The organism is Marinomonas sp. KMM3893, assembly GCF_004352855.1.
Classification (GTDB): domain Bacteria; phylum Pseudomonadota; class Gammaproteobacteria; order Pseudomonadales; family Marinomonadaceae; genus Marinomonas; species Marinomonas arenicola.
Genome location: NZ_SJSC01000004.1, coordinates 280,369 through 307,060, shown reverse-complemented (window position 1 = coordinate 307,060; position 26,692 = coordinate 280,369). Strand labels below are relative to the sequence as shown.

The 26,692-nt window shown below is 46.4% G+C and carries 29 protein-coding genes; 5 read left to right on the top strand and 24 right to left on the bottom strand.

What is annotated here, in order from left to right; all coding sequences use genetic code 11:
* Positions 1–10: 10 nt before the first annotated feature.
* The 7 genes from fabF to E0D71_RS12270 form a co-directional block, all read right to left on the bottom strand.
* Positions 11–1,252 (bottom strand): beta-ketoacyl-ACP synthase II, encoded by a 1,242-nt coding sequence (gene fabF / locus E0D71_RS12300; protein ID WP_133003598.1) that lies wholly within the window; start codon positions 1,250–1,252, stop codon positions 11–13.
* Positions 1,253–1,356: 104 nt separating this feature from the next.
* Positions 1,357–1,590: an acyl carrier protein gene (gene acpP, locus E0D71_RS12295; RefSeq protein WP_115896560.1), complete on the bottom strand. Its 234-nt coding sequence runs from the start codon at positions 1,588–1,590 to the stop codon at positions 1,357–1,359.
* A 136-nt stretch (positions 1,591–1,726) separates the two neighbouring features.
* Positions 1,727–2,461: a 3-oxoacyl-ACP reductase FabG gene (gene fabG / locus E0D71_RS12290; protein ID WP_133003655.1), complete on the bottom strand. Its 735-nt coding sequence runs from the start codon at positions 2,459–2,461 to the stop codon at positions 1,727–1,729.
* Positions 2,462–2,503: 42 nt separating this feature from the next.
* Complete coding sequence (gene fabD / locus E0D71_RS12285) at positions 2,504–3,427, bottom strand: ACP S-malonyltransferase (RefSeq protein ID WP_133003597.1); 924 nt, start codon at positions 3,425–3,427, stop codon at positions 2,504–2,506.
* Positions 3,424–4,377 (bottom strand): fatty acid synthesis protein, encoded by a 954-nt coding sequence (locus E0D71_RS12280; RefSeq protein ID WP_133003596.1) that lies wholly within the window; start codon positions 4,375–4,377, stop codon positions 3,424–3,426. Before E0D71_RS12280 ends, fabD begins: the two co-directional genes overlap by 4 nt.
* A gap of 11 nt (positions 4,378–4,388) precedes the next feature.
* On the bottom strand, positions 4,389–4,568 hold the full coding sequence (rpmF, locus tag E0D71_RS12275; protein ID WP_013661159.1) for a 50S ribosomal protein L32: 180 nt from the start codon (positions 4,566–4,568) through the stop codon (positions 4,389–4,391).
* 20 nt (positions 4,569–4,588) lie between these two features.
* Positions 4,589–5,002, bottom strand: a complete 414-nt coding sequence (locus E0D71_RS12270) for a YceD family protein (protein WP_243712030.1) — start codon at positions 5,000–5,002, stop codon at positions 4,589–4,591.
* A gap of 248 nt (positions 5,003–5,250) precedes the next feature.
* Here E0D71_RS12270 and E0D71_RS12265 point away from each other — a divergent pair, with 248 nt between their 5' ends.
* Positions 5,251–5,847 (top strand): Maf family protein, encoded by a 597-nt coding sequence (locus E0D71_RS12265; RefSeq protein ID WP_133003594.1) that lies wholly within the window; start codon positions 5,251–5,253, stop codon positions 5,845–5,847.
* A gap of 60 nt (positions 5,848–5,907) precedes the next feature.
* On the opposite strand, the gene E0D71_RS12260 is transcribed toward E0D71_RS12265, so the two are convergent.
* The 9 genes from E0D71_RS12260 to dinG all read right to left on the bottom strand — a co-directional run bounded on the left by E0D71_RS12260 (position 5,908) and on the right by dinG (position 15,433).
* Entirely contained in the window at positions 5,908–6,837 is a 930-nt protein-coding gene (locus E0D71_RS12260; RefSeq protein ID WP_133003593.1) for a patatin-like phospholipase family protein, read from the bottom strand.
* Between the two features lie 2 nt (positions 6,838–6,839).
* Positions 6,840–7,646: a DUF4892 domain-containing protein gene (locus E0D71_RS12255; RefSeq protein WP_133003592.1), complete on the bottom strand. Its 807-nt coding sequence runs from the start codon at positions 7,644–7,646 to the stop codon at positions 6,840–6,842.
* A 34-nt stretch (positions 7,647–7,680) separates the two neighbouring features.
* Entirely contained in the window at positions 7,681–8,541 is an 861-nt protein-coding gene (locus E0D71_RS12250; protein WP_133003591.1) for an alpha/beta hydrolase, read from the bottom strand.
* A 51-nt stretch (positions 8,542–8,592) separates the two neighbouring features.
* Positions 8,593–9,072, bottom strand: coding sequence for a phosphohistidine phosphatase SixA (gene sixA, locus E0D71_RS12245; RefSeq protein ID WP_133003590.1), 480 nt, complete (start codon positions 9,070–9,072; stop codon positions 8,593–8,595).
* On the bottom strand, positions 9,062–9,343 hold the full coding sequence (locus tag E0D71_RS12240) for a DUF4389 domain-containing protein (protein ID WP_133003589.1): 282 nt from the start codon (positions 9,341–9,343) through the stop codon (positions 9,062–9,064). The genes sixA and E0D71_RS12240 overlap by 11 nt, the downstream gene beginning before the upstream one ends.
* Complete coding sequence (locus tag E0D71_RS12235) at positions 9,336–10,367, bottom strand: NAD(P)H-dependent glycerol-3-phosphate dehydrogenase (protein ID WP_133003588.1); 1,032 nt, start codon at positions 10,365–10,367, stop codon at positions 9,336–9,338. Before E0D71_RS12235 ends, E0D71_RS12240 begins: the two co-directional genes overlap by 8 nt.
* 36 nt (positions 10,368–10,403) lie before the next feature.
* On the bottom strand, positions 10,404–11,825 hold the full coding sequence (locus E0D71_RS12230) for a protein adenylyltransferase SelO (protein ID WP_133003587.1): 1,422 nt from the start codon (positions 11,823–11,825) through the stop codon (positions 10,404–10,406).
* A gap of 24 nt (positions 11,826–11,849) precedes the next feature.
* Positions 11,850–13,211 carry a DEAD/DEAH box helicase gene (locus tag E0D71_RS12225; RefSeq protein WP_133003586.1) on the bottom strand — a complete coding sequence of 454 codons (1,362 nt, stop codon included), beginning with the start codon at positions 13,209–13,211 and terminating at the stop codon, positions 11,850–11,852.
* A gap of 98 nt (positions 13,212–13,309) precedes the next feature.
* Positions 13,310–15,433, bottom strand: a complete 2,124-nt coding sequence (gene dinG, locus E0D71_RS12220) for an ATP-dependent DNA helicase DinG (RefSeq protein ID WP_133003585.1) — start codon at positions 15,431–15,433, stop codon at positions 13,310–13,312.
* Positions 15,434–15,503: 70 nt separating this feature from the next.
* Between dinG and lexA the strand changes: the two genes are divergently transcribed.
* A complete protein-coding gene (lexA, locus tag E0D71_RS12215; RefSeq protein WP_133003584.1) occupies positions 15,504–16,124 on the top strand; it encodes a transcriptional repressor LexA in 621 nt (206 codons plus the stop codon).
* 47 nt (positions 16,125–16,171) lie between these two features.
* On the opposite strand, the gene E0D71_RS12210 is transcribed toward lexA, so the two are convergent.
* The 3 genes from E0D71_RS12210 to topA are packed head-to-tail and all read right to left on the bottom strand — an operon-like array spanning position 16,172 to position 19,538.
* Positions 16,172–16,438 (bottom strand): hypothetical protein, encoded by a 267-nt coding sequence (locus tag E0D71_RS12210; protein ID WP_133003583.1) that lies wholly within the window; start codon positions 16,436–16,438, stop codon positions 16,172–16,174.
* 2 nt (positions 16,439–16,440) lie between these two features.
* A complete protein-coding gene (locus E0D71_RS12205; RefSeq protein WP_133003582.1) occupies positions 16,441–16,911 on the bottom strand; it encodes a DUF6586 family protein in 471 nt (156 codons plus the stop codon).
* Complete coding sequence (gene topA, locus E0D71_RS12200) at positions 16,908–19,538, bottom strand: type I DNA topoisomerase (RefSeq protein ID WP_133003581.1); 2,631 nt, start codon at positions 19,536–19,538, stop codon at positions 16,908–16,910. Before topA ends, E0D71_RS12205 begins: the two co-directional genes overlap by 4 nt.
* 205 nt (positions 19,539–19,743) lie before the next feature.
* Between topA and E0D71_RS12195 the strand changes: the two genes are divergently transcribed.
* A complete protein-coding gene (locus E0D71_RS12195; RefSeq protein WP_133003580.1) occupies positions 19,744–20,529 on the top strand; it encodes a DNA topoisomerase I in 786 nt (261 codons plus the stop codon).
* Between the two features lies 1 nt (position 20,530).
* Here the strand turns inward: E0D71_RS12195 and E0D71_RS12190 are convergent, their stop codons facing one another.
* Complete coding sequence (locus tag E0D71_RS12190) at positions 20,531–21,013, bottom strand: hypothetical protein (RefSeq protein ID WP_133003579.1); 483 nt, start codon at positions 21,011–21,013, stop codon at positions 20,531–20,533.
* A gap of 60 nt (positions 21,014–21,073) precedes the next feature.
* On the opposite strand from E0D71_RS12190, the gene E0D71_RS12185 reads away from it, so the two are divergent.
* Positions 21,074–21,511: a universal stress protein gene (locus E0D71_RS12185; protein ID WP_133003578.1), complete on the top strand. Its 438-nt coding sequence runs from the start codon at positions 21,074–21,076 to the stop codon at positions 21,509–21,511.
* A gap of 51 nt (positions 21,512–21,562) precedes the next feature.
* Here the strand turns inward: E0D71_RS12185 and cysS are convergent, their stop codons facing one another.
* The 4 genes from cysS to E0D71_RS12165 form a co-directional block, all read right to left on the bottom strand.
* On the bottom strand, positions 21,563–22,945 hold the full coding sequence (gene cysS / locus E0D71_RS12180; RefSeq protein WP_133003577.1) for a cysteine--tRNA ligase: 1,383 nt from the start codon (positions 22,943–22,945) through the stop codon (positions 21,563–21,565).
* Positions 22,946–22,950: 5 nt separating this feature from the next.
* Positions 22,951–24,624, bottom strand: coding sequence for a glutamine--tRNA ligase/YqeY domain fusion protein (locus tag E0D71_RS12175; protein WP_133003576.1), 1,674 nt, complete (start codon positions 24,622–24,624; stop codon positions 22,951–22,953).
* 106 nt (positions 24,625–24,730) lie between these two features.
* Positions 24,731–25,057 (bottom strand): AzlD domain-containing protein, encoded by a 327-nt coding sequence (locus E0D71_RS12170; protein WP_133003575.1) that lies wholly within the window; start codon positions 25,055–25,057, stop codon positions 24,731–24,733.
* On the bottom strand, positions 25,054–25,788 hold the full coding sequence (locus tag E0D71_RS12165; RefSeq protein ID WP_133003574.1) for an AzlC family ABC transporter permease: 735 nt from the start codon (positions 25,786–25,788) through the stop codon (positions 25,054–25,056). The genes E0D71_RS12170 and E0D71_RS12165 overlap by 4 nt, the downstream gene beginning before the upstream one ends.
* A 244-nt stretch (positions 25,789–26,032) precedes the next feature.
* Between E0D71_RS12165 and queC the strand changes: the two genes are divergently transcribed.
* Positions 26,033–26,692 (top strand): 7-cyano-7-deazaguanine synthase QueC, encoded by a 660-nt coding sequence (gene queC / locus E0D71_RS12160; protein WP_133003573.1) that lies wholly within the window; start codon positions 26,033–26,035, stop codon positions 26,690–26,692.

Below are 26,692 nucleotides of genomic sequence, written 5' to 3'. Positions count from 1 at the left end.
CCTAAAACCATTATGGCATTTTCTTAAAAACCAAGGTTCCGTTGGTGCCACCAAATCCAAAAGAGTTATTCAACACCACATCAATTTTACGTTTCTGCGGTGTAGAAGGCACATAGTTAAGGTCACAACCCTCACTAGCCTCTTCCAAATTAATCGTCGGCGGCGCCACTTGATCACGAATAGCCAGCACAGAGAAGATAGATTCAACCGCCCCTGACGCTCCTAATAAATGACCAATCATCGATTTCGTTGAACTCATCGCCACATCAGACGCGTCCGCTCCCATCAATGATTTAACCGCTTGGCTCTCTGCCAAATCCCCTACTGACGTAGAAGTCCCGTGAGCATTGATATAATCAATGTCCTGGGGAGCAATTTTTGCATCTTTCAATGCCGCAGACATGGCTGACAAAGCGCCTTCACCCGTCGCCGGAGGCGCCGTCATGTGATGGGCATCATCACTCATACCAAAACCTGCCAACTCAGCGTAAATAGTCGCACCACGGGCTACCGCATGCTCATATTCTTCTAGCACTAGAATGCCCGCACCGTCTCCCATCACAAAACCATCACGGTCTTTGTCCCATGGTCGACTGGCTGTTTTAGGGTCATCATTGCGCGTAGACAAGGCTCTTGCTGCGCCAAAACCACCAATACCAAGTGGAGTGATCGCCATTTCAGCACCGCCGGCTATCATGACATCAGCGTCACCATAGGCAATCATGCGACCAGCCATACCAATATTATGCGTACCTGTTGTACAAGCGGTTACGATCGAAATATTCGGCCCTTTAAAGCCAAAACGTATCGCGACATGACCAGAAATCATATTAATGATCGCACCAGGTACAAAAAAAGGTGAAATGCGCTTAGGACCAGACTCATTAAGTAAGTGAAGATTTTTTTCGATCATTGGCAAACCACCAATGCCCGAACCAATCGCACAACCTACCCGAGTTAAATCGGCCGTTTGCCCATTGAGATTTGCATCTTCTAATGCCTGTACTGCTGCAGCAATACCATATTGAATGAAGAGATCCATCTTGCGAGCTTCTTTAACACTCATATATTGAGTGGCATCAAAGCCTTCAACCTGCGCCGCAAAACGGGTGGAAAATTGGCTGGCATCGAACGAAGTGATATCAGAAACACCACTTTTGCCTTCCAATACGTTATCCCACGTATCTTTCACATTGTTGCCAAGGGGTGTCACCATTCCCATTCCTGTGACTACAACCCGACGACGAGACATAGGATTCCTCCAGAAAACCGCCCTGCTATACAGGGACTTAATAATAAGAAAAGCCGCTGTAACGAATACAAGCGGCTTTTCGGGAAACTCAATTCACCAAGGAATTACAAGTTAGCGTTGATGTAGTCGTTCGCTGCTTGTACTGTAGTGATTTTTTCAGCTTCTTCATCAGGAATTTCAGTATCAAATTCCTCTTCAAGAGCCATAACCAACTCAACAGTGTCTAGGGAATCTGCACCCAAGTCATCTACGAAAGATGCTGAAGATACAACTTCTTCCTCTTTAACACCAAGCTGTTCGCAAACGATTTTTTTAACGCGTTCTTCAATGCTACTCATTAGAAGTTCCTACTCTACTCGTTAATAGCTCATTTTGAGCGTATTGTAATGTTCGACTACCTAAACTAAAAGGCGTGATTCTCAACATGAACCGGAGACGTATTTTCGTTGAATTAAATATAAAATTCAACTCAAATTACGACATATACATGCCACCATTGACATGTAATGTTTCTCCAGTGATGTAACCTGCGCCATTTGACGCTAAAAATGCAACAGCTGCCGCAATTTCTTCTGGTTGACCAAGACGTGAAGCTGGTACTTTTTCTACCAATTTCGCTTTGTGCTCTTCAGGAAGCACCTTGGTCATGTCCGTTTCAATGAATCCTGGAGCAACACAGTTTACAGTGATGCCACGAGATCCAATTTCAGCCGCCAATGAGCGACTAAATCCTTCCAACCCTGCTTTGGCTGCGGAATAGTTTGTTTGACCACCATTCCCCATAGAACCCACAACAGAACTGATGCTTATGACACGACCGAATTTTGCCTTGGTCATGCCACGTAAACAAGCCTTTGTAACACGAAAAACTGAAGAAAGATTGGTGTTAATTACTTGATCCCACTCATCTTCTTTCATTCGCATCATTAGATTATCACGAGTAATGCCTGCATTGTTAACCAAAATAGTTGGCGCACCATATTCAGCATTAATTTCTTTGATTACCGCATCGACAGAGTCAGCTGATGATACATCCAGCACCCATCCTTTGCCGTTCTCACCCAAATACTCGCTGATACTTTGCGCACCAGATTCGCTCGTTGCCGTACCAATAACCGTTGCACCCTGCTCAACAAGAGCAGAAGCAATCGCTTTACCAATACCACGAGTCGCACCAGTCACTAGGGCTATTTTGCCTTCCAGACTCATCATTGTCTCCAATTTTTCGACCTAAACGTATACAAATATTAATTAAGCAGACAACGCCGCTTCAAAACCACTCACATCTCCTAACGAAGACACTGACAATCCTTTCACAATACGCTTATTCAAGCCACTTAGCACTTTACCAGGCCCACATTCTAGCGTCCCAGTAACGCCCAAGCCAGACAACAATTCAATAGACTGAGTCCACAACACTGGCTCACTCAACTGAGAGACCAAGTTGCCTTTAATGGTTTGCGCATCGGACACCGCTTGAGCCGTCACATTTTGCACTAGCGTACAAGTCGGTGATTTAAATTCTATAGAGTCCAATTTTACCGCCAGCTTCTCGCCAGCCGGTATCATCAACTCACAATGAGAAGGCACGCTAACAGGAAGTGGCAAGGCTCTTTTCGCACCCGCTTCTTTCGCATTGCTCATCGCCGCTTCAACCGCCGCCACATGCCCAGCAATAACCACTTGACCTGGGGAGTTAAAATTCACTGCACTGACAACGCCTGGCGCTGCTTCACAAGCTGCGATCACTTTCGCATCGTCCAAACCTATGATGGCGGCCATCGCGCCTTCACCTGCTGGAACCGCTTGCATCATGTATTCGCCACGCAGTTTAACCAGCTCAACCGCATCCGTAAATGCAATCACACCAGCACACACCAACGCAGAATACTCACCCAAGCTGTGACCAGCAACATACGCTGGCTTTTGCCCGCCTTGTTGCTCCCAAAGACGCCATAAAGCGACACTGGCAGTCAAAAGCGCAGGCTGTGTTTTATCTGTTTGACCCAATTGCTCAGCGTCATTTTGTACCAACGCCCACAAATCGTAACCAAGAACGTCAGACGCTTCAGCAAAAGTCTGCTCAATAATGTCATGCTTCTCAGCCAAATCAGCTAGCATACCTAACTGTTGAGAGCCTTGCCCTGGAAAAACAAAAGCCAATTCATTATTCATTTAAATTCCTCGTTATCTAGGCGCTCACGAACCACTGTAGATAAATCCACTCGCGCAATATCAATTCCATACTCAATCGCACCGACCATCGCCTGAAAATCTGATCGGCCATGACCTTTTACCAAATTGCCATTCACACCCACAAGGCACGCCCCATGACGGTGTTTTGTTTGGTAAAAAGTCTCGAACAGTGACTCATCGCCACCTTGCGCTTTCAGTTGCCCAACCAAATAAGACAACAAACCCTCTGATGCTTTTAGCACCGCATTACCCACCATGCCATCACAAACAATGACATTTTTTTCACCATGAAACAGCTCAGTGCCTTCTGCATACCCCAAATAATCAGGCCATGATTTAGCCGCTAGCAGTGCATCCGTTTCACGAATAACAGAACTGCCTTTTGAGCTTTCCACTCCAACATTAAGCAAGCCTACTTTTGGCTTCTCATCGCTTAACGCTTCCACATACGCCGCGCCCAATTCAGCGAACCCCTCCAACATAGAAGGCGGACAATGAACATTAGCACCCAGATCAACCAGGCAGCGTAATGGATTTGAATGCAATTCTCGAATCAGCGCAGGATACAATTTAGGGCGAATAACCCCCAATATATGTCTGGCCAACGCAACCATAGCACCCGTATTCCCCAAGGTAACAACGACATCCGCCGCGTTAACACTCAAACTTTTCAGCGCTTTATACAGCGTGCTTTCGTAGCGACGAAAAAGCGAAAGAACGATTTCCTCATCCACGTCAATCACATCACGGCAAATAACCAAAGACAAACGATCACAAAGAGGAGGAAGCTCGAAATCTGAGCTTGAGCTGGGGGAATAGTAAAGAACAATCTCTACATCATCATGCTGGGAAAGAACTTGAAGCGCTCCTTCAAATGCAATGCGGGGACCTAAGTCCCCGCCCATCGCGTCTAATGCTACCCTGATCATGGGTAAATTAGTTACTCACCTTTAGGGGTGATAACTTGACGACCACGGTAAAAGCCATCTGCAGAAACGTGGTGACGACGGTGAAGTTCACCAGTAGTCTGTTCTACAGAAAGCGTTGCGCTAGTCAATGCATCGTGTGAACGGCGTTGGCCGCGACGTGAACGAGTCACTTTACTTTTTTGTACTGCCATTTCTTGGAGCTCCTAACTTTTTACTTGGCCTTTAAGTCAGCCAATATACTAAATGGATTCGGTTTTTTTTCGTCATCCGGTGCGTCATCGGTAGACGATGCATACTTTACAGCTGTTGGGTTGCAACCACTTTCTTCGTGATAAGCGACAATAGGCAAAGCAAGTATAATTTCTTGCTCAACCATATCTGCTAGGATTACGTCACCATCGGTCATGACAACAGGGTCATAATCACTCGGTATATTTTTCGCATGGTCTTCGTCATAAACGAAAGCCAAGGATAAATCGACCGACAACTCCTGAGGTACAGCTTCCATACAGCGTTGACAAACAACCTGCACCGTCGCCTTCAGAGAGCCAGTAGCAATGTAGCGCCTATCCTCATCAACTCTAAAGTCTAGATGAATAAAAGCATCACCCTCATCCGACGCCAAGACAGCACAAAGCTCCTTAAGCTGGTTAAGGGGCAAGTACCCTTCAATCGCTGACTCGTGGTTAGCGTATTTACGAGGGTCAAAATATTTAGGTAATGAGTCATTCAACATGGCGGCAAATAATATGGCCAGTTGCCCTTCTTGTCAAAGTCTAAGTGCTCTCAAAGCCTTTTTTTTCACTGTTTTTCACTTTCCAAGAGAAAAAAACGTAAAATAACGACTTTATCTCATTAATCAGCGAGTTAAGCATGACAAGAAAATTGATTTTGGGCTCTTCCTCCCCCTACCGTAGAAGCCTCCTTGAACGCCTGAATCTCACTTTTGAGTGTCAATCGCCCGACATTAACGAAACCCCATTAGCCAACGAAAATGCGATTGATTTAGTAAAACGACTCTCCATTTCAAAAGCCCAACAAGTGCGAGCGGATCGAAACGAACAAAACAACCTGATCATTGCGTCTGATCAAGTCGCGGTATTAGACCAAGAAGTGCTCGGCAAACCTCACACCAGAGACAAGGCCATCGAGCAACTCACTCGCTTCAGTCAACGCAAAGTCACTTTTTTAACCGGCCTCTGTATTCTCGACAGCTCAAATGGCGAGTACCAATACCAACTCAGCGAGTATCATGTTTTCTTTAGGCAACTCAGTCAGCCTGAAATAGAAAGCTACGTGGACCTTGAACAACCACTGGATTGTGCCGGCAGCTTCAAATGCGAAGGGTTAGGCGTGGCGCTGTTCAGCAAAATGGAAGGTGACGACCCAAACGGCCTTATTGGACTCCCTCTCATCGCTCTGTGCAATATGCTACGCGAGCACGGCATTAATCCGCTATTGGCGTCCTAGCGCCTGACAGAGCAAAGAGAGCTGTCAATCAAGGTTAGAAAGGGTCATTAGGCAATAGCACTAATAGCCCTTTGGAAAGGAGTGGTAGGTTTGTTTAGGTGAAGCCAGCTCTTCCAACGCTTTTATGGCCACTTCATAGCCGAAATCAATCAGCTCATCGGCCCGCCAGAATTCATAAAAAGAGGTAAAGTCTTTAGGAATAGAAATCAGCAAATCAGGCGGATATCCCGCCAATTTATATTGGGTCAATGATTCCTGCATGGTTTCAAACATCATATTAATGGTTTGCAAGCGCCCCCAACTTTCAGGCCCATTTTTACTGATGTTTCGCGCTTCAATTTCTTCGTCCGTGCGACTTTTTACAAAAAAGCCTTTAAAGCCTGACCACCACTCAGGTTCATTGTTTTTTTCCACCAGTGTCTCTGTGGTGAGCTCTTGCGCCGGTCCATTTAAATCCACCGCGATAATATAATCCGCACCAGCCGACACCGTTGGAATAATCGGCAGAGGGTTCAGCACACCACCGTCAACATAAATACGATTGTCCAATTGCACGGGAGCCACCACGGACGGAATAGCAGAAGAGGCCCGCATGGCGTCAATCAAATTGCCTTTTTGAAACCAAAACTCTTTTTGATTAAGCAAATCCACCGCGACCGCGGTATAAGGAATAGCAAGGGACTCTATCGCCGGCGCCTCACCAATGATGTCTTCCACCACCTGAAAAAAGCGATCCCCTTTAATATAAGCCCCATGACGAAAGGACATATCCAGCATGCGCAACACACTTACTTTGTCTAGCGAGCGCGCCCACTCGCTATAGTCATTGATTTTACCCGCCGCAAATACACCACCAACAATAGAGCCAATCGAGCACCCTGAGATGCTTACGATGTCGTAACCTTGATCTTCTATCGCCTGAATAACTCCAATATGCGCATTACCACGGGCAGCACCACTACCTAGAACAAGGGATACGGTTTTTTTCATCGTCAGTCCAATTGAGGGGCAACATACACAAATGACACACGATGATGCCCCAACACATCACGCCCCATATCCGCCACATTAATAAAACGCACCTGTTCACTTAATTGCTGACCAATCCCAGACATGAGCGCCTTAATATAACGATCACCTTGCTCTATAGAAGAAACAGAGCCGACTTTCTGGCTACTCACAAAACCAACAACTTGCTGGCCATCTGGCAGATCTCGAAGGAAACGACGAATGCGAGGAAAATCGTCTACCGCCATCTGCGCCACCACCTCAAACTCAGAGTCTTGCGAGGCCAGTAATGCGATACTGTCCAGACGCACCATAATATCGCCTGCGCCGCGACGATTAATGTAGATCACCTGATAATCATCGTGATTATCCTGCACTACCATCAGCAGCTGACTGTCGTCTGCTCCGTACAACAAATAATTCTTAAAAAAGTTATTGGCCCACGCATTGCTGCTTCCACAACTGCGGCTTTCACACTGAAAAATCACTTTCTGACCGTGCGCCAGCAACACATCTTTGTAGTAAGCAAACACCGATTCTAGTGGCTCATTACGCTCTATTTTATAAAGCGAACGAAACACAGAGCCCTTTACCCGTAACACAGACTCCGGCTCCCAGCCTCGTCCAGAACGCTGAATTTTGCCAAGAGGAATTTCTACTGACTGATTCTCTTGCGTATCGCTCTTCACCAACTGAGCGCCACGATAGGCCTCAATATGAGAGATATCGGCAAAGGCATAAGTAGCAATTAACGCAGAACAAGCCACAATCACCTGCTTAAGTCTGATCATTTTATACCTTCCTTTTTTTATTAGTATGTTGTCGCTAATTAAGATCAATAAATGTCTGTATCTCATCAGCAACCGAAGCAGCCGTTTCTGGCTCTAAATGAAAATGATGATTTCCCGCCACCCACTTAAGTGTAAGCCACGGAAATTGACTAGCACGTTTTTCAACCAAAGAAATAGAATCTTTATAAATACCCTGCTCAGCCACTAACGCCAGCGTCGGGCATTTAATCTCTGAAATAAAGGCCTCAACACCGGCCTCATCCATACGATATGGGGAAGGAAAAGTCAGCTTGCCATCGTGCCGCCACGACCAGATTCCGCCCCGCTGTTCAGCACCTCGCTCAACCAACAAAGACGCCGCTTCCTGGGACAAGGAGGTAAAGCCATTCATCCGCGCCAGCACCATGTCTGCTTTTGTTTGATATTGAGAAAATCGATCCTGTCGATGCTTCGACATTTTTCGAATCGCTTTTTGCAAGGTCACAACACGCTCTTCTGGCTGATTGGTCAGCGGCCCCATATTATCCAAGATAATTAGGCCACGAACTTTTTCCGGCGCAACAGCCGCCACCATCATGGCCACGGCCCCACCCATACTGTGCCCCACCAACCAACTACTTTGATTAGAAAGATTCAGCACACTGACCGTGTCTAAAACATAATCCCAAAGATGATAAAAGCTGCCCAGCGGACGATGATCAGATAAGCCATGTCCGGCAAAATCCAATGCCGTGAAGTTGAAATCTGAAAAATAAGGAGAAAGAGTTCGAAAGCTGGCGGCATTGTCGAGCCAACCATGCAAAGACAAGATTTTTAACGCTGAGGAATTCTGCGACAGCCACTGAATCCCTGCAATCTTGGTATGCGCCAAATTAAAAACAACATCACGCCCCATAGTCACTTCCTTTTTCTACCACCAAACAGCATTCATCACACAACGACCCAATTACTGGGCAATGATCCAACGATATTGGCAACACGCCGTCGCAAACAACTCGCCCTCAAGCGCAGCCAATGCGGCTGTCGTCATTGCAAAACACGCCGGCAAGGGCTCATCAGACAACAGCTCAACCAACTGATGGGCAAAAGGTTGGTGCGTGATGAGCAAAATAGACTTGGCTTTTTGATCGTTTAACCACAAAGCAACGTCCAACTCTTTACCACTTGGCGTAATCAGCGGGCACGATTGCACCTCAACGTCAGTTTGATCCAGTTCCGCCAAAAAATACTTTGCCGTCTGTTGCGCTCGCACATAAGGACTCACAAATACCGCATCAAGACGCTCCCCTTGCTCATTAAAAGCACGGGCAGTTTGCTTCACTTCCTCGACGCCTTCTGGCGTCAATTCACGAAGATCATCTCGTTCATAGCCATGAGCAAAGGCATTGCCATGGCGCAAAACGTAAAGTTGCTTCTTACTGCTCATCCTTTACACCCTTAGGCCAAGGCTGGAATGGAAAAGGCTTTTCTTCCTCGTTGTAAGCAAGAAAATCAATAATTTGGCGCACAAACACACCCACACTGCGCAACCAACCAGAAACAGTCACAGGCTCAGCACGCGAGCACAGTCTGACCACGCTCACCACAATCACCAAAATGCCAAAAACAGTGATGGCCACATTAAGCACACACCAGTAAAACAACATAAAAATCAATCGAAACCAAAATCCTTGGTTTGCGTAACCTGGTTTAGCCATGTTTATTCTCCTCGTACGTCGCAAATTCGACGTCCCATTTTTGTTCGCCAGTCATCATAGATCCGATTAGCGTTTCTAATTTTGCTTGATCAAAAAGCAGCTTCGATAAACCTTCCGCTAAAGGCATGTAAAGGTCGTGTTTCTTTGCTTCCTCTACCACCATTCGTAAGGTATTCACCCCTTCAGCCACTTCGCCAATGTCCTCGATGGCCGCTTGTAAGTCTTTTCCTGAGCCAATCGCATAACCCACACGATAATTTCGACTCAAAGGAGAGGTGCAGGTTGCGATCAAATCGCCCATTCCCGCCAACCCCAGAAACGTCATCGGATTTGCGCCAAAATGCACCGCAAATCGACTCATCTCCGCCAAACTTCGCGTCATAATCATCGCCATCGTATTTTCACCCACTTGCAGGGCTTTTGCCAAACCACACACAATGGCATAAATATTTTTTAGCGCGCCTGCTAACTCAACGCCCGTACTATCGGTATTTTCATAGACCCGAAAAGTAGGCGACTTCAACAGCTCGATAACACGCTCTCTGACCTGTTCATCATGGCTCGCTATGACCGAACCTGTCATTTGCCCTGCAGCAATCTCTTTCGCCAAATTAGGGCCGCTGAGAACGCCAATTTTTTGCGTCACTGTGTTACGACGCAAAATATCACTCATAAGTTCAAAATGATTTGGATTAAAGCCTTTCGTGGTACTGATAAGCATTTTATCGGCTGTCAGTAGCGGCTCAATGCGATCCACGACTTGCGCAAAAGATTTAGATGGAATAGAGACAAAAATAGTGTCACTTTCCTTTATCGCTTGCTCTAAATTACTGGTGGCCAACAATTCTTGATGCAAGGGCGCATTCGGCAGGTAACGGCTATTTAGCCCCGTTAAATTAATCTCTTCAACCTGCTGTTCGTTGCGCATCCATTGGCTTACTTGATGCCCATTATTCGCCATTATATTGGCCAACGCGGTACCAAAACTACCACCACCTAACACACAAACTGATTGTTTTTTCATCATCCCTTCTCTTCAAAAAATAACACCTAATTGTCATTAGGATGAACAACTCACTTCTAACGATCGCCCCCATTCCGGAGAGCGTTGCGCCAACTGGTCTGATGATTCATGCTCATCAAAAGGCGCATTTAACACTGAAAGTAAACGACGAAATGGCAAGAAGTCACCTTGCTCAGCCGCTTCAATCGCCTCATGCGCAAGATAATTCCTTAGCACAAATTTAGGATTCACCTGCAACATAGGCGCACTACCCTGCTCCCACGCTTGGCCCAACGCCAGCCTTGCTTGCTGATAATCAAGCAACCAAGCACGCATGCGCTCCCTATCCACGACTTCATCTAGGATAAGATCAAATTCATTAGGCTGTAATTGACTCAATAAGCGGAAGAAAAGACTGTAGTCCATTTTCTCCGCTGCCAAGACAACAAACAAAGAGGACAAGAGTTTAGTCACAACCTCACCGACAGGAAGGCCGAGTTTAGCGGCCATCAAGGTCTCATATTCCGCCTGTAAGGTCACTTCATAATGCTGCAAAATGGCGATCAATTGATCCCGCTCAAGATGCTTTGAAAAACATCGCATCAGGCAATTTAAGTTCCACAAACCAATCCCCGGCTGACGCGAGAAGGCATAACGCCCTTCATGATCCGAATGATTACACACCCAATCGGGCTGATAATCTTCCATAAAGCCATAAGGGCCATAATCAATGGTTTCGCCAGTAAACGAAAAATTGTCAGTGTTCATCACGCCGTGCTGAAAACCAACGGCCTGCCACTTAGCAATCATTCTTGCGGTACGCTCAACCACTTCCACCAACATGCTCTCTAGGGGCGACTCAGTTGCCAAGCTATCTGGGTAATAGTGCTGCAAACAATAATCAATCAACTGATTAAGTTCGGCCTCTTTCCCTTGATAGAAAAAGTACTCAAAGTGCCCAAAACGAATATGCCCTTGCGCGGTACGCAATAACATAGCACCAGGTTCTGGCTGCTCTCGATACACTGCTTGAGCACTGGTATAAAGCGCCAAAGCGCGTGACGTAGGAATCCCCATGGCGTGCATAAACTCGCTGGCAAGGTATTCTCTTATGCACGAGCGCAAAACCGCTCGCCCATCACCACGACGCGAAAAAGGCGTGGGGCCAGCGCCTTTCATATGCAGATCACGCAGTACACCTTGATCATCAAGAACTTCACCCAATAAAACACCGCGACCGTCACCCAATTGTGGGGAGAAACCACCAAATTGATGACCGGCATAAACCATACTTAACGCGTTTTCCAATGGCTCTTCACCATGCAAAATACGCTTCGTTTGAGGGGACTTGATATCAATAGACAAAGAATGAGCGAGCGCTTGGTTAAATTCAACCAAACGCTGCTTGAGAAGTGGCTGGATCGACGTTTTTGCGTAAAACGCCTCTCCTAATCCGGCAAAGTGATGTTCTAATTTCATAGGCACTCACTTAGGTGGTGTATGTTATAGCGAGGTATTAACCATGTATTCACAACGAATACTTTCGCCAACGACCTTTTCGATCTCTGGAATAAGAAACGCATCGTCTTCACTGGCAAAACTCACCGATTTGCCCATTTCACCGCCACGACCAGTACGACCTATACGGTGCACATAATCTTCTGGGTCTTCCGGCAAGGCATAGTTAACCACCAATTCAATATTATCAACGTGGATACCACGCCCAGCAACATCGGTTGCTACTAATACTTGAATAGTGCCATCTTTAAAGCCTTTCAAGGTCTTCACTCGTTTATCTTGAGCCACTTCGCCAGACAAGATAGCGCAGTTAATGTTCGCTTTTCTCAGCTTCTCATAAAGGTCGCGTGTTTCATCACGGCGATTAGCAAAGATAATGGTTCTTTGATTGCCGTTTCCTTCAATTAGTTGCTTAAGCACCGGCCATTTTTGATCGGCTTCAACCGTATAAATAACCTGATCAATATTCTGATTGGTCGCTTCTTTAGGCACCACAGACACTTCTTTTGGAAAGTAGGTCCACTGTGTCGCCAAGGCTTGAATGTCTTTCGGAAAAGTCGCACTAAACAGCATAGTTTGACGCTTTTCTTTATGCGGCGTCATACGAATGATGCTTTTCACATCGGGAATAAAGCCCATGGATAACATGCGGTCCGCTTCGTCTAAAACCAAACACTCAACATGGCTCAGCAACACTTTCTTATGACGAGCAAAGTCCAACAATCGACCTGGTGTTGCCACCAAGATATCGACATTTTCAGTTTCCAGCTGGCGCTTCTGCTTTTCATAACTCATGCCACCAACCAAGGCAACGACGTTCAAATGACTGTTGTCAGTCAATTTAACCGCTTCTTCAGCGATCTGTAGAGCAAGCTCTCGTGTCGGCGCTATGATCAAGCCACGGGCCAAGTTATTGGCTCGCTTTTCAACCAGTGGGTAATCCAAAAAGTCACTGATCATGGCAATCAAAAAGGCCGCTGTTTTACCGGTTCCTGTTTGCGCCTGACCAATCAAATCATAACCTTGCAAGGTCATTGGCAAGGTTTCAGCCTGTATTTCACTGCAATATTCAAAGCCCATTTCTTCAATCGACTTCAAAACACGATCAGGTAAATTTAAATCATGAAAACGTGTTTTACCTTCAACTTCAGGGACCTTGAAGTCATCAATAGACCAGGCTTTATTACCACTACGCGGTGGCGCTTCAACAGCCGGTGAATCAGATGTTTCGTTTACTGATTTCTCTGCGGCAGCAGGATTTCCTGTCTTAAAACGCTTATTAGAACGACGTGGGCGTTTGGCTTTTGGTTTTTGCTCTGATGTAGTTTCTGTCTTTTGGTTTTCCATATTGGAATCTATATGCTTCTTATGTATTTTACGTTTATGTATCTTTGCGTGGAGTGTACCTAAATGACAGGCCTTTATCACCCCTTGCTTTTCGTAAGTTATTGTTGTCGATAAGGTGGCAGACTATTTATTAGCTGCTGTCCATAGCGTTTTGTTCGTAATCGTTTGTCTAAAATATGAATTTCACCGGAGTCGGTCTCACTGCGCAATAAGCGCCCTGTCGCCTGCACCAATCGCAATGACGCATCCGGAATGGTGATTTCCATAAAGGGGTTACCACCACGTTTTTGAATCCACTCGGCAAGCGTCGCCTCAACAGGGTCATCCGGTACTGCAAAAGGAATCTTGGCGATGTAAACACAGGTCAAATAATTCCCTGGTAAATCCACCCCCTCCGCAAAACTGGCCAAACCAAACAGCAGGCTACCTTTACCAGCATCAATGCGCGCACGGTGGGAATCTAAAATCACCCGTTTCGATTGCTCTCCTTGCATCAGCAACACCTCTTGCAAACCTGGTGCCAAAGACTGCGCAACTTCTTCCATTTGACGACGCGAAGAAAACAATACCAAACTGCCTTTTTCCTTATCCACTTGCTTATCAAGATACTGGACAATTTCTTTGGTGTGCTGCTCTACACGATTTGGTTCGTTTTCCATGTCTGGAATCACCAACAAACCGTGCTTTTGAAAGTCAAAAGGGCTCAATACGCGCAGGTATTCGCTTTCTTGAGGCACCCCAGAACGCATATTGAAGCGATGAAATTGATTCAGCGCTGTCAGTGTGGCCGAGGTCACAACGGCGCCAAAACACTTATCCCAAAGCTGCTGACGCAAGGTGTGCGCCGCCAAGATTGGCGAACCACCCAGCTCAATATCCTGTTCCATGCCTTGTCCTGTGACCACTAACCAACGCGCATTAGGCGGGTATTTCTGATCATCCACGGCAGAATAAAGTCGCCACAACTCAACACACTGCTCCAGTCGGCCTAAAATCACCCCCAGAATCGGCTGCCAAGTTTCGGCCGTCTCGGGCGTCACTCCCATCCCTTCATTTTGTTTGGTCTTTTTGCACTCATCCTGAATACTTTCAATATTATTGAAGAGTTTTTGGTATGAGGTCTGCAAACTATACGCCAGCTGGCGCAACTCATCAGGAATAACCCCAAATTCAAAGCGATGCTGATTGTTATCCTGATCCAAGCCTAAACCTTGAATATAAGGCGCTAAACCTTGTTGTGCATACTGAATAAAATTCACAATGGCTTGGATTTGCTGAGGAATTTTAAGCAACAACTGCCCGGTCAAACTGACATCGTCGGTCAACTCTTGCTTTAAGTTCACCAGATTTTTTTCTAACTGTCGTAACCAAGTAATACTTTGCTGCAAGCGCACTTCATGACGGAAATGACCAATGGCTTTATCTGGTAGGTGATGTCCTTCATCAAAAACATAAATCGTTTCTTTAGGCGGCGTTAGAATAGCACCGCCACCAAGGGAAAGATCCGCCAACACCAAATCATGGTTAGCAACAATCACGTCGGCATCTTCAATCTCACCGCGGGCTTTGAAAAATGGGCAAGCAGAATAATTCGCACAATTGCGATTGGTACACTGCTGATGATCCGTGGTCAGACGGCGCCAATCCTGATCGCGGATAATGCCTTCCCAGTTGTCTTTGTCGCCATCCCACTCACCTTTAGACAAGGCAAGGTCCATCTCTTGGTAAAGCGGTGTATTCACATCATCAACTTGCAAATGCTGCTCAAACAAACCGGCAAACATGTCTTCCATGCCCTGCTCTTCTGTGCTCAAAAACCCTTCAAGATTATTCAAACAAAGATAGCGCCCACGCCCTTTTGCCAAGGTGTACTTAAAGCTTAAAGCCGTGTGTTCCAGTAAATTAGGCAATTCCTTATGCAAAATCTGCTCTTGCAACGCCACGGTAGCCGTCGAAATAATCAACTTGAGGCCACGCGCCTTCGCAATCGGAATCGCCGCAAGGCAATAGGATAAAGTTTTACCCGTACCCGTACCGGCCTCAACCACAGCCACGTGCTTTTCACCTAAGCGTTCACCTTCGCTGTCTTGTTTAATATTCCCCAAGGTGCGAGCGATCGCGCCGATCATCTGACGCTGACCAACCCTAGGTTTATGGGACTTTGCTTCCAGTGAGGCACGGTAAGCAAGATGAATTTGTGTTTTTAGTTCGTCTGAAAGCATTTAAATTATTGAGTATCTTGAATAATGCTGTATATAATAACAGTTACTGTATAAACAACCAGATGGCGCTATGATTAAATTAACCAACAGACAATCTGACGTACTAGAAACCATTCGCGAATTTATTAGCGAGACTGGCTTTCCTCCGACACGCGCAGAAATCGCCAGCCGCCTAGGATTCAAATCCCCTAATGCCGCTGAAGAACACCTGAAGGCTCTTGCCAAGAAAGGCGCAATCGAAATGCTTTCTGGGGCATCACGCGGCATCCGCTTACTTGAAGAGCCAGCCCCCGCCGAAAACATCGAGCCTGGGCTGCCTGTTATTGGTAAAGTCGCCGCCGGCTTCCCGATTCTTGCCCAAGAAAACATTGCGTCTCACGTCAATGTTCCTGCCGCCATGTTCTCCCCTAAAGCAGACTATCTTCTGTCTGTCTCAGGCACCAGTATGAAAAATATTGGCATTATGGAAGGCGACTTACTTGCCGTGCACAAAACAACCGCCATACGAGACGGGCAAATCGTTGTTGCGCGCATTGGAGAAGAAGTCACTGTAAAACGCTTCTTTCAAAAAGGCAGCATTATCCGCTTAGCACCAGAGAATGAAGATTTTGACGACATCATTGTGGACTTAGAAAGCGAAGAGTTTGCCATTGAAGGACTCTCCGTTGGCGTCATTCGCCAAACCATCTAACTAAGCCAGCAAAACACAAAAAAGGCGAAGCAAACACTTCGCCTTTTTTAATGGAGAATTTTTGGCCTTAGATCCATATCGTCTAGATGCTCTGTTTCATCGCCAAACGTTGGCTCTTCTGAATAAACAAAATCAATGCCGGCATGAAACATACATTTAGCCAATTCAAAATAACGTTCTTTAAGATAATCTTTAGTATCGTCCGAAATGCTCAATGTGGCCAAAGGCTCGGTCGTCTCGCCTTCGTCGCCCACCGGACGTAACACAATATCACCGTTATCCAGCTCAACTATTTCGAGATAAGATTCTTTCATATTTAATACTCTGAGGACTCTTCTCTAAAACGCAACACCAACTCCGTCAGCTTTGATAAAAACAAATTAATCGATGCGCCGTCATCTCCACCACGACCAATCAAATTTGCCTCACTGGTTTTCGCAAACATCGATGAACGACATTCGAATTGAACCAAGTAAGCTTGCTCCAATTGATTTAACCAAGAATTTGGCTGTGACGACAAGTCTTGCAATTCTGCTAATACAGGCACCACAACACCGTTAGCTTGCGCTTCTCTTAGTAAACTCTCTAGCTGCAAGCCAGAGGCGAGCTGGTACGCCAGACTCACCTCTTGCAACAGACCATTCAGCGCACTTCGCAAATGAAAGATGGCCGCGCTTTCTAGCCCTACGCTCAGCCAAGACTCATTTCCGTCTTGGCTTTGGCGTAGGAAGCGACGCGCCGAATCTAATTTTTGGTTGGTGAGACTCGCCGGAGTCGCCGCACTCATTTCTTTTTCTTCCCTTCTTCGATCACCCACTGCTTACCAACATAAAATGCTTTCCAGCCCGTTGGTTTGCCTTCTTCTTCGGTCATCACGTATTGTTCTTTGGTTTTACGACTGTAACGAACAATGGTCGGGCGCCCTTCTGCATCCATCACTGGCGCAGTAGAGAAAAAGTGATATTTAGGGTCAATTTGTTCCATGTAAGGCAACAACTCTTTCACCAAGGGTGCTCGAGTTTCTCGCTTACGTGGAAATTGGCTCGCCGCCAAGAACAGACCAGTTGCCCCATCGCGCAGCACATAATGGTCTTCTACTTTCTGACAAGCAAGGTCAGGCATAGGCACAGGGTCCATTTTCGGTGGCGCTGCTTCGCCGCTTTTCAGCAACTTACGCGTGTTTTTACAATCTTCGCTGGTACAGCCAAAATACTTACCAAATCGTCCAGTTTTAAGCTGCATCTCTGAGCCACACTTGTCGCACTCAAGCACAGGACCATCGTAGCCTTTAATTTTAAAGGTACCTTCTTCCACTTCGTAGCCTGGGCAAGTCGGGTTATTACCACAGACATGCAGCTTACGATGTTCGTCCATCAAGTAGCTGTCCATTGCAGAACTACAGATACTACAACGGCGCTTGTTAATCAGTGCTTTAGATTCCGCTTCGTCGTCATCAACGGCCACGGCTTCTTCACCACGGGTTAGATTGATCGTTGCTTTACAACGCTCTTTCGGTGGTAATGCGTAACCAGAACACGACATAAACACACCCGTACTCGCGGTACGAATCTGCATTGGGCGTGAACAAGTCGGACATTCGATGTCCGTTGGTGTTGGTGCATTCAGCAGCATCCCCTCTTCTGGGTCTTCTGCTTTCGCCAACACACTGCTAAATCCTTGATAAAAGGCATTCAGCGCTTCAATCCAGTTCTCGCGACCTTCTGCGACTTCATCAAGCTGCTCTTCCATTTGCGCGGTAAAACTGTAATTCATTAAGGAGTGGAAACTCCCTACCAGCCTCTCGGTGACAATGTCGCCCATTTTTTCGGCGTAAAAACGACGATTTTCAACGCGAACATAACCACGATCTTGGATGGTAGAAATAATCGAGGCGTAGGTAGATGGTCGGCCGATGCCACGCTTTTCAAGCTCTTTTACCAAACTCGCTTCACTAAAGCGCGCTGACGGCTTAGTAAAGTGCTGTTCTGGCAACAAGGACTCAAGAGACAAGGTCTCGCCTTTTGATACATCAGGCAGAATATTGTCATCGCCTTTTTTCACAACACCCTGCATCGCTCGAGTGTAACCATCAAAACGTAAAATACGCCCTTTGGCCTTAAACTCATAATCGCCGGCGGTTACCGTCACCGTGGTGGACGTGTAAAGCGCTGGTGTCATCTGACACGCCATAAACTGTGCACGAATCAACTCATACAGGCGGTGAGCGTCTTTCTCCATGCTTAGCAGGTCTTCTTGACGCACACTGACATCAGAAGGACGAATCGCCTCGTGGGCCTCTTGAGCGCCTTCTTTGCTGCTGTATCGAATCGGTTCTTCTGGCAAATAGTCTTTGCCGAACTTCTCAACAATGTAACCACGCAAGGCATCAACCGCTTCCAAACTCAAATTGGTCGAGTCGGTACGCATGTAAGTGATGTAACCCGCTTCGTACAAACGCTGAGCCAACATCATGGTTTTCTTCACGCCATAACCAAGACGAGTGCTGGCAGCTTGCTGCAACGTCGAGGTAATAAACGGAGCGGAAGGCTTGCTGCTAGTGGGCTTGTCTTCGCGATTGCTGACCAGATACTGAGCGCCGTTCAAACGCGCGACATGCTCATCAGATTGCGCCTGGCTTTCAGGACGGTATTCTTTGCCCTGATATTTTACCGCGGCAAATTTGATTGTGTCTTTGGCTGGCGTGGTGAGCTCTGCGTCTAATTCCCAAAATTCATCAGGAACAAAAGCACGAATTTCTTTTTCTCGCTCTACGATCAAGCGCACCGCAACCGACTGAACGCGACCCGCGGACAAGCCACGAGCCACTTTCGCCCACAATAAAGGCGAGACCATGAAGCCAACAACGCGGTCTAAGAAACGACGCGCTTGCTGTGCATTTACACGGTTCATATCCAGTTCGGATGGGGTTTCAAACGCCGCTTGAATGGCTTTTTTAGTAATCTCGTTAAACACCACGCGTTTATAGCGACTGTCGTCGCCACCGATGGCTTCACGAAGGTGCCATGCAATGGCCTCACCCTCTCTATCCAAATCGGTTGCGAGATAAATAGTGTCAGCATTTTTAGCAAGTCGGCGTAATTCATCCACCACCTTTTCTTTACCTGGAAGCACTTCGTAATGCGCTTCCCAGTTATTTTCAGGGTCGACACCCATGCGCGAAATCAACTGCTGACGAGATTTGCGACGCTTGTGCTCAACCTTTTCTTCCGGGCTCATCTTTCGCGTCAGGGCCGCTTGTTTTGCGCGCTCCTGCGGAGTTGATTTTGCTGTTGTACCCGAAGGTAAGTCTCGAATGTGTCCCACACTCGATTTAACAACATAATCGTTGCCTAGGTATTTATTGATGGTTTTCGCCTTAGCGGGCGATTCCACGATAACCAGTGATTTTCCCATTGAACTGTATAAGCCTTATTAAGTCCGTCTGCAAAATGTATGTACGTCTGCAAATCTACGTGAGTGTAGTTTAGCCTTTCGGGGCGCTGATATTAAGCAAACACCTTTTATATGACAAGCGATCACTGTATTGTTTCTCACATTATCGCTTGCTGAATCCAGTATTTCTTATTTAACATACTGAATTCATTGCTTAAGGACAATCATGGCACTCCTACAAATTCTTACAATTGCTATTTTAATGATTATTGTGGTGCTTTCCGTCGTCATTGGTTCACGCGCGCACCAAAAAGAAAAAGAACAGACCGAACGTCGTTTTAGGCAACTTCAGTTATCCAATCGTGCGGATCGCGTGGAGTACCATTTACAAAGTCTAAAAGACATTGATACGGACACCATTGCCAGTGACGCCCTGTACGATTATTACATTGATACCTTGCGCGAATTATTACAATACACAGACGACGTTGAACGCACAGAAGTTCGCATTGCCAAAGCAGAAGACGATCGCAATGCAGAACCCATTGAATTCAACCCAACACCTAGCCCTCTGAGCTTTCAGCAAAAAGCCAATTACAAAGAGCGCCTAACAAAAGTAGCCAAAATGTTGCTTTTCTTAAGACGTCGAGGCCGCCTTAGCAACGCACACTATAAGGCATGTTACGACTATTTGCGCTGGTTAAACTTGTGGGTGCAACTCAATCGCCAAATTGTGCAAGCCAATAAAAACTTCGAAAGTGGCGATGTTCGTGTCGCGCAGACCTTGTATGGTGTGATTTTGTCTCACCTTAAATCCGACCCCATCGAAAGGCCGGAAAAGAAAGCTTTACAGACCTTTGTCACCGACAAGATGAAACAAATCATCGCCCCTAAAATTGAAGCCATACAGGACACAGAAAACCAAGAAGAAGCCTTAAGCCAACTCCTTCAAAATCTGAACAGCAACGAAGGCGCTTCCGATTTGATCAACGATAAACCTGAGCGCCACTGATTTATTTCAATGGCATTTCTGCTAAGGAAGGCAGTAATTTCGCCATCACGTCGACCATTTCCTCTCCTCCCGCCTCTTGCCAATAGGCGACGACAGATTCACGCGAAATTTCTATCGCCATTACCGAGCTCAACAATAACGCCAAATTGGCCTTATCTTGGCCACTTAACGGCAGTATTTGGTTAGACCACCAGCCAGCAGTAACTTCTTGATATTTCCACACATCGTAGGTAAGCAAGAGCACTTTATCGGTCATCTGCTCCAGGGGTTTGGCGCGATAATGCGCATAACCACACACTTTATGCGCTTCCTTTGATTTATCCCACTTGTCTGGCAGCCCGATTGATGTAAGCTGCACAATAAGATTATGCTGTCTTGCAAGCATCCTTAGTGCCATCCGACGTCGCTCTTGCTTCGGAGGCATGATCCACAACGCGGAACCCATAAGGGATAGTGTAATAAGCACAACAATTAGCGCAGTCATTAAGCGTCTCTTTATATTTTTGGACTAAAATTAATTATACCGTTGAATTTGGAGGTTTTTATGTTGTACAAACGAGTTTTACTTGCAGTCGATCTCACTGATGAAAGCATCAAGGTGGCCAACAAAGCCGCGTCCCTATGTTCTTCACTAGGAGCAGAGTTGATCATCGTACACGTCATAGAGTCATTAAACTACGCCTATGGCGGTGACGTACCCATTGACATAACCGACATTCAAAAACAGCTACAAGACACCGCTAAAGAGCGCATGTCCATGCTACAAGAGCAACTTGACATCACAGTGGCTGAAACATGCGTCACACAAGGTGGTATTGAAAGTGAAATTCACCGCATTGCGGAAGAAAAACACGTAGACCTTATCACTGTCGGTAGCCACGGACGACATGGCCTCGCATTGCTTCTTGGTTCCACTGCCAATGGCGTTCTGCATGGCGCGCCTTGCGACGTGCTGGCAGTACGAGTGCAAAAAGAGCAATAAAAAAAAGGCGATACCTGATATGTGCAGGTATCGCCTTTTATTCTACTAACGTTAGCGTCGAGTCCAGGAAGTCCCTTCTCGGCTGTCCAGCAACTCAATACCTTGATCCGCTAATTCATCACGAATTTCATCACTGCGCGCAAAGTTTTTATCTTTACGAGCTTGAGTACGCTCATCAATCAAGGCTTGAATGCCCGCTTCGTCCAATCCTTCAGAAACCGTACTGTTCTGTAAGAAGTACTCTGGATCTTGCTTAAGCAAACCAAGCAAATCGGCCAATGCCAACAACTCTGCCGCCAACAATTCCGCCTGAGCAACATTGTCCGTTTTCGCTTTATTCAGCTCACGAACCAATTCAAACAACACAGACACAGCAACCGCCGTATTAAAGTCGTCCTTCATCGCCGTTTCAAAGCGCTCAGTAAATTCCGTAGGAACATACTCAGCAGAGGCCGCTTGACCTCGCAATGCGGTGTAAAGGCGCTCTAATGCAACTTTTGCCTCATTGAGGCTTTGATCAGAATAATCAATCGCGCTTCGATATTGGCTAGACACCATCAAATAACGAACCACTTCAGGGTTGTACTTTGCCAACACATCGCGCACGGTAAAGAAGTTACCCAGCGATTTTGACATTTTCTCATTGTTAACACGAACCGCGCCACAATGTACCCAGTAATTAACGTAATCCTTGCCCGTTGCCGCTTCAGACTGAGCAATTTCGTTCTCATGATGCGGAAACTTAAGATCGGGGCCGCCACCATGAATATCAAAATGACTGCCTAGGCAATTTGTCGACATGGCAGAACACTCGATGTGCCAACCTGGGCGACCTATCCCCCAAGGAGATGGCCAAGACACTTCGCCTTCTTTCGCTTGCTTCCACAAAACGAAATCGGCCGGATGCTCTTTTGCCACTTCAACATCAATACGCGCCCCCGCCAACATGTCTTCAAGCTTACGATTATTTAGCTTGCCATACTCTTTGAAGGCTTCAGTGCGGTAATACACATCCCCTGACGCCCCATGGTAGGCAAACCCTTTATCAATAAGCACTTGAATCATGTCGATGATTTCTTGCATGAACTCAGTGGCTTTCGGCTCGCGGTCTGGCATTTTGTTTCCAAGACGCAATTCGTCTTCACGCTGCGCCGCAATCATTCGCTCAGTCAGCGCCTGAGTCGATTCGTTGTTTTCTTCTGCGCGCTTGATGATTTTATCATCCACATCCGTGATGTTGCGCACATAGTTCAACTCGTAACCGAGGTGACGAATAAAACGAGAAATTACATCAAAGGAAATCATCGCTCGAGCGTGACCAATATGGCAATAGTCGTAGACAGTGTTACCACAGACATACATGCCGACTTTGCCTTCTTCAACTGGCTTGAAAATTTCTTTCTTCCCACTTAGGGTGTTGTAAATCTTCAACATCTCAATTATTTCCCTTTTGCTTCAATTTTTGCCCAAGAATCGCGCAGCGTAACAGTACGGTTGAACACAATGCCGTCTTCTTTTAGGTCACGACAGAAGTAACCTTCGCGTTCAAATTGGAAGCCTTGGCCTTTTTCAGACGCCAACAACGACGGCTCCACTTTGGCGTTCGTTAACACCGTCAAGGAATCTTCATTAATGAAATCTAAGAAGGTTTTATCTTCGTAGTTCGCATCAGGCGCATCGTTATTAAACAATCGATCGTACAAGTTAACCCTTGCATCAACCGCGTGTTTCGCGCTCACCCAATGGATCACCCCTTTTGGCTTATAGCCTTCAGGGTTTACGCCCAAGGTGTTTTCGTCGTAGCGACAAAGAAGCTCAACCACCTCACCCGCCTCATTTTTAATGGCTTGGTCACAGGTAATCACATAACCGCCACGCAGACGAACGGCGCCATCAAGCGTCAAACGCTTCCATTTACGTGGTGGCTCTTCGGCAAAGTCAGCCGCGTCAATGTAAAGTGTCTTACTAAAAGGCACTTCACGCTGTCCCGCGTCTTCATTTTTCGGGTGATTGTTCACCGTGAAGATTTCTTCTTTGTCTTCTGGGTAGTTGGTTAGCGTCACCTTGATCGGGTTTAACACCGCCATGGCGCGGTTTGCATTCGCATCCAAGTCTTCACGGATAGCGTGCTCTAACATGCCCACATCGACAATACCGTCAGAGCGAGTCACACCAATTCGCTCACAGAAATTACGAATGGACTGTGCTGTGTAACCGCGACGACGCAAACCTGAAATGGTTGGCATACGAGGATCGTCCCAGCCAAATACATGCTTTTCGTCGACCAACTGTTTCAGCTTACGCTTACTGGTCACCGTGTAGTTTAGGTTTAAACGCGCAAACTCAATTTGTTGCGGATGCGCAGTGCCTAATGTGTCCAATACCCAGTCGTACAATGGACGGTGGTCTTGAAACTCTAAGGTACAAATAGAGTGCGTAATGTTTTCCAATGCATCAGACAAGCAATGGGTAAAGTCGTACATAGGGTAGACACACCACTGATCACCCGTTTGATGGTGATGAACATGACGAACGCGGTAGATAATAGGATCGCGCAGGTTCATATTTGGGCTGGCCATATCGATCTTAGCGCGCAACACCACTTCGCCATCTTTGTACTTGCCGTTTTTCATATCAGCAAACAAAGCAAGGTTCTCTTCTACAGAGCGATCGCGATAAGGGCTGTTTTTGCCTGGCTCTTTTAATGTGCCACGGTACTCACGCATTTGTTCGCCATTTAGCTCACAAACATACGCTTTGCCCATTTCAATAAGCTGAACAGCAAAGTCATAAAGCGCCTGAAAATAATCAGACGCAAACTTTGGCTCATCTTTCCACTCAAACCCTAGCCATTCCACATCGCGTTTAATGGACTCAATGTACTCAACACTTTCCTTCTCAGGATTGGTGTCGTCAAAACGAAGATTACACTGACCATTGTAGCGCTGCGCTATACCGAAATTTAGGCAAATAGATTTTGCATGGCCAATATGTAGATAGCCATTCGGTTCAGGTGGAAAGCGCGTCATAACAACGCCATTGTGTTTACCTGATTCGTTATCTTTATCAATGATTTGGGTAATGAAATTACCTGGTTTTGACGTTTCTGACATGGTTGATGTAAGTCCCGATAAATTTTCTTATAACAGTATTGTTACTTTGACGAGCAAGTATATCCGATTTCGCTTTCATAGTGATATTAGAGAGCATAAAAATCCTCTATGAAAAAGCATATTTCGCTGCAAAAAACACCACAACACCAACCACAATCGTAAGCAGTTGCTGCTGTTTCCATAAACCGACGAAAAATGCGGCCAAAGCGCCTAATAACCAAGGGTTTTCAAATGAGACATTCATTCTATGCTCAGAAACAAAGATCATAGGCGTAATAATGGACGTCAACACCGCCACTGGCACAAACTTTAAAGCACGATCAAGGAACGCCGGCATGGACACCTTGTGAGCGCGCGCAAAAAGCATAAAGCGCACACCAAATGTCACCACAAACATCCCCGCAATGACCAACACCGAATCCATCAATGTCATGACTCACCCCCAGAGGTTCCAACCAAAGATGGCTTGTTTTTGTTGAGGGCAGCGTCGCTAAAATAGCCGACCGACACAGCGATCACCGCCGACACAAGCAACCCCAAATTGTTAGGCAAATCCACCAGCAACACAGAAGCGATCCCCGCACTCACCATAGCAAACCAAAAAGGCGCGGCTTTTAAATAAGGCGTAATAATACTAATAAAGGTCGCCACCATAGCGAACTCAAGCCCCCATTCGCTCATCCCGGGGATCAACTCTCCCGAGACAACACCCAAAATCGTGGTGACATTCCACATCACATAAAACGATAAAAACGACCCTAAATACGCCTTATGGCCTGTTTTTTCATCAACGATCCCCATGCCGTAAAGTGGGCGCACCGCCGCGTAGGTCTCATCGATCAAGCCAAACCCCATAATAATGCGCAGCCTCATCGGCAAATGCTTCACATATTTCACCATGTCAGCGGCGTACAGCAGGTGTCTTAAATTGACAATAAAGGTAGTTGACACAATGACCCACAAAGGCGCATGAATAGAGATCAAACCAATGGCAACAAACTGAGCAGACCCTGCAAACACCATAGAAGACATGGCTATCGCAAACCAAGGACTCAAACCATAACTAGAGGCCAATGAGCCAAACAACAATCCAAACGGAATACCACCGATAATCATGGGGACCGATGCAACGGCACCGCGTCGCATTTCCTTTAATGTGCTCATGCCTTTCCTTTTTTGCTCGTTATACACGTTAGCTTTGCTGCACTGCAGGCGATGAATGCAGCAACCGCCTGCGCATAAAAGTAAAACTGGTGATACTCTTATGCGCTTTCATTCTTAGATGTGGCGCTCAAACTATCGGCTTTCCTCTTCAAAATCAATCTCTATCATCCTAGTTAAGCCACTTCCCCATCTGCTATAATCCGCCGCCTTATTCAGCCCAACGACCTACATTAAGGAACACAAGATGCCAGAAAAAGCCGTTGTGGTGTATTCAGGGGGAATGGATTCATTCACCGTTCTGAACACCGCCATCAAACAAGGATTGGACGTGTACGCCTTGTCCTTTAATTACGGACAAAAACACAGTAAGGAACTTATTGTTGCTGCTGAGGTATGCAAGCAATTAAACATTCCTCATAAAGTCGTCGACATCACCGCGATCAATAGCCTGATGGCAGGTTCCTCACTGACCGGTGACAGCGAGATTCCCGAAGGCGATTACGAAAGCGAGAGCATGAAATCCACCGTGGTACCGAATCGCAACATGGTTCTATTGTCTATGGCGATTGCGTATGCCGTGTCATTAGAAGCGGGGAAAGTTTACTATGGCGCCCACTCAGGCGATCACCACATTTACCCTGACTGTCGACCAGAATTTGTCGACGCCATGAACGCGGTATCTAAGATTGCGAACTACCAATCTGTTGAAATCGTTACGCCATTTTTGAACAACTCAAAAGGCGAGATTTTAAAAGCGGGGTTGGCGATGAATCTCGATTACGGCAAAACGTGGACTTGTTACAACGGCCGTGAAAAATCATGCGGCAAATGCGGCGCGTGCAACGAAAGATTGGAAGCCTTTGCTGAGCAAGGTCAAACCGACCCACTCGCTTACGAAGCATAG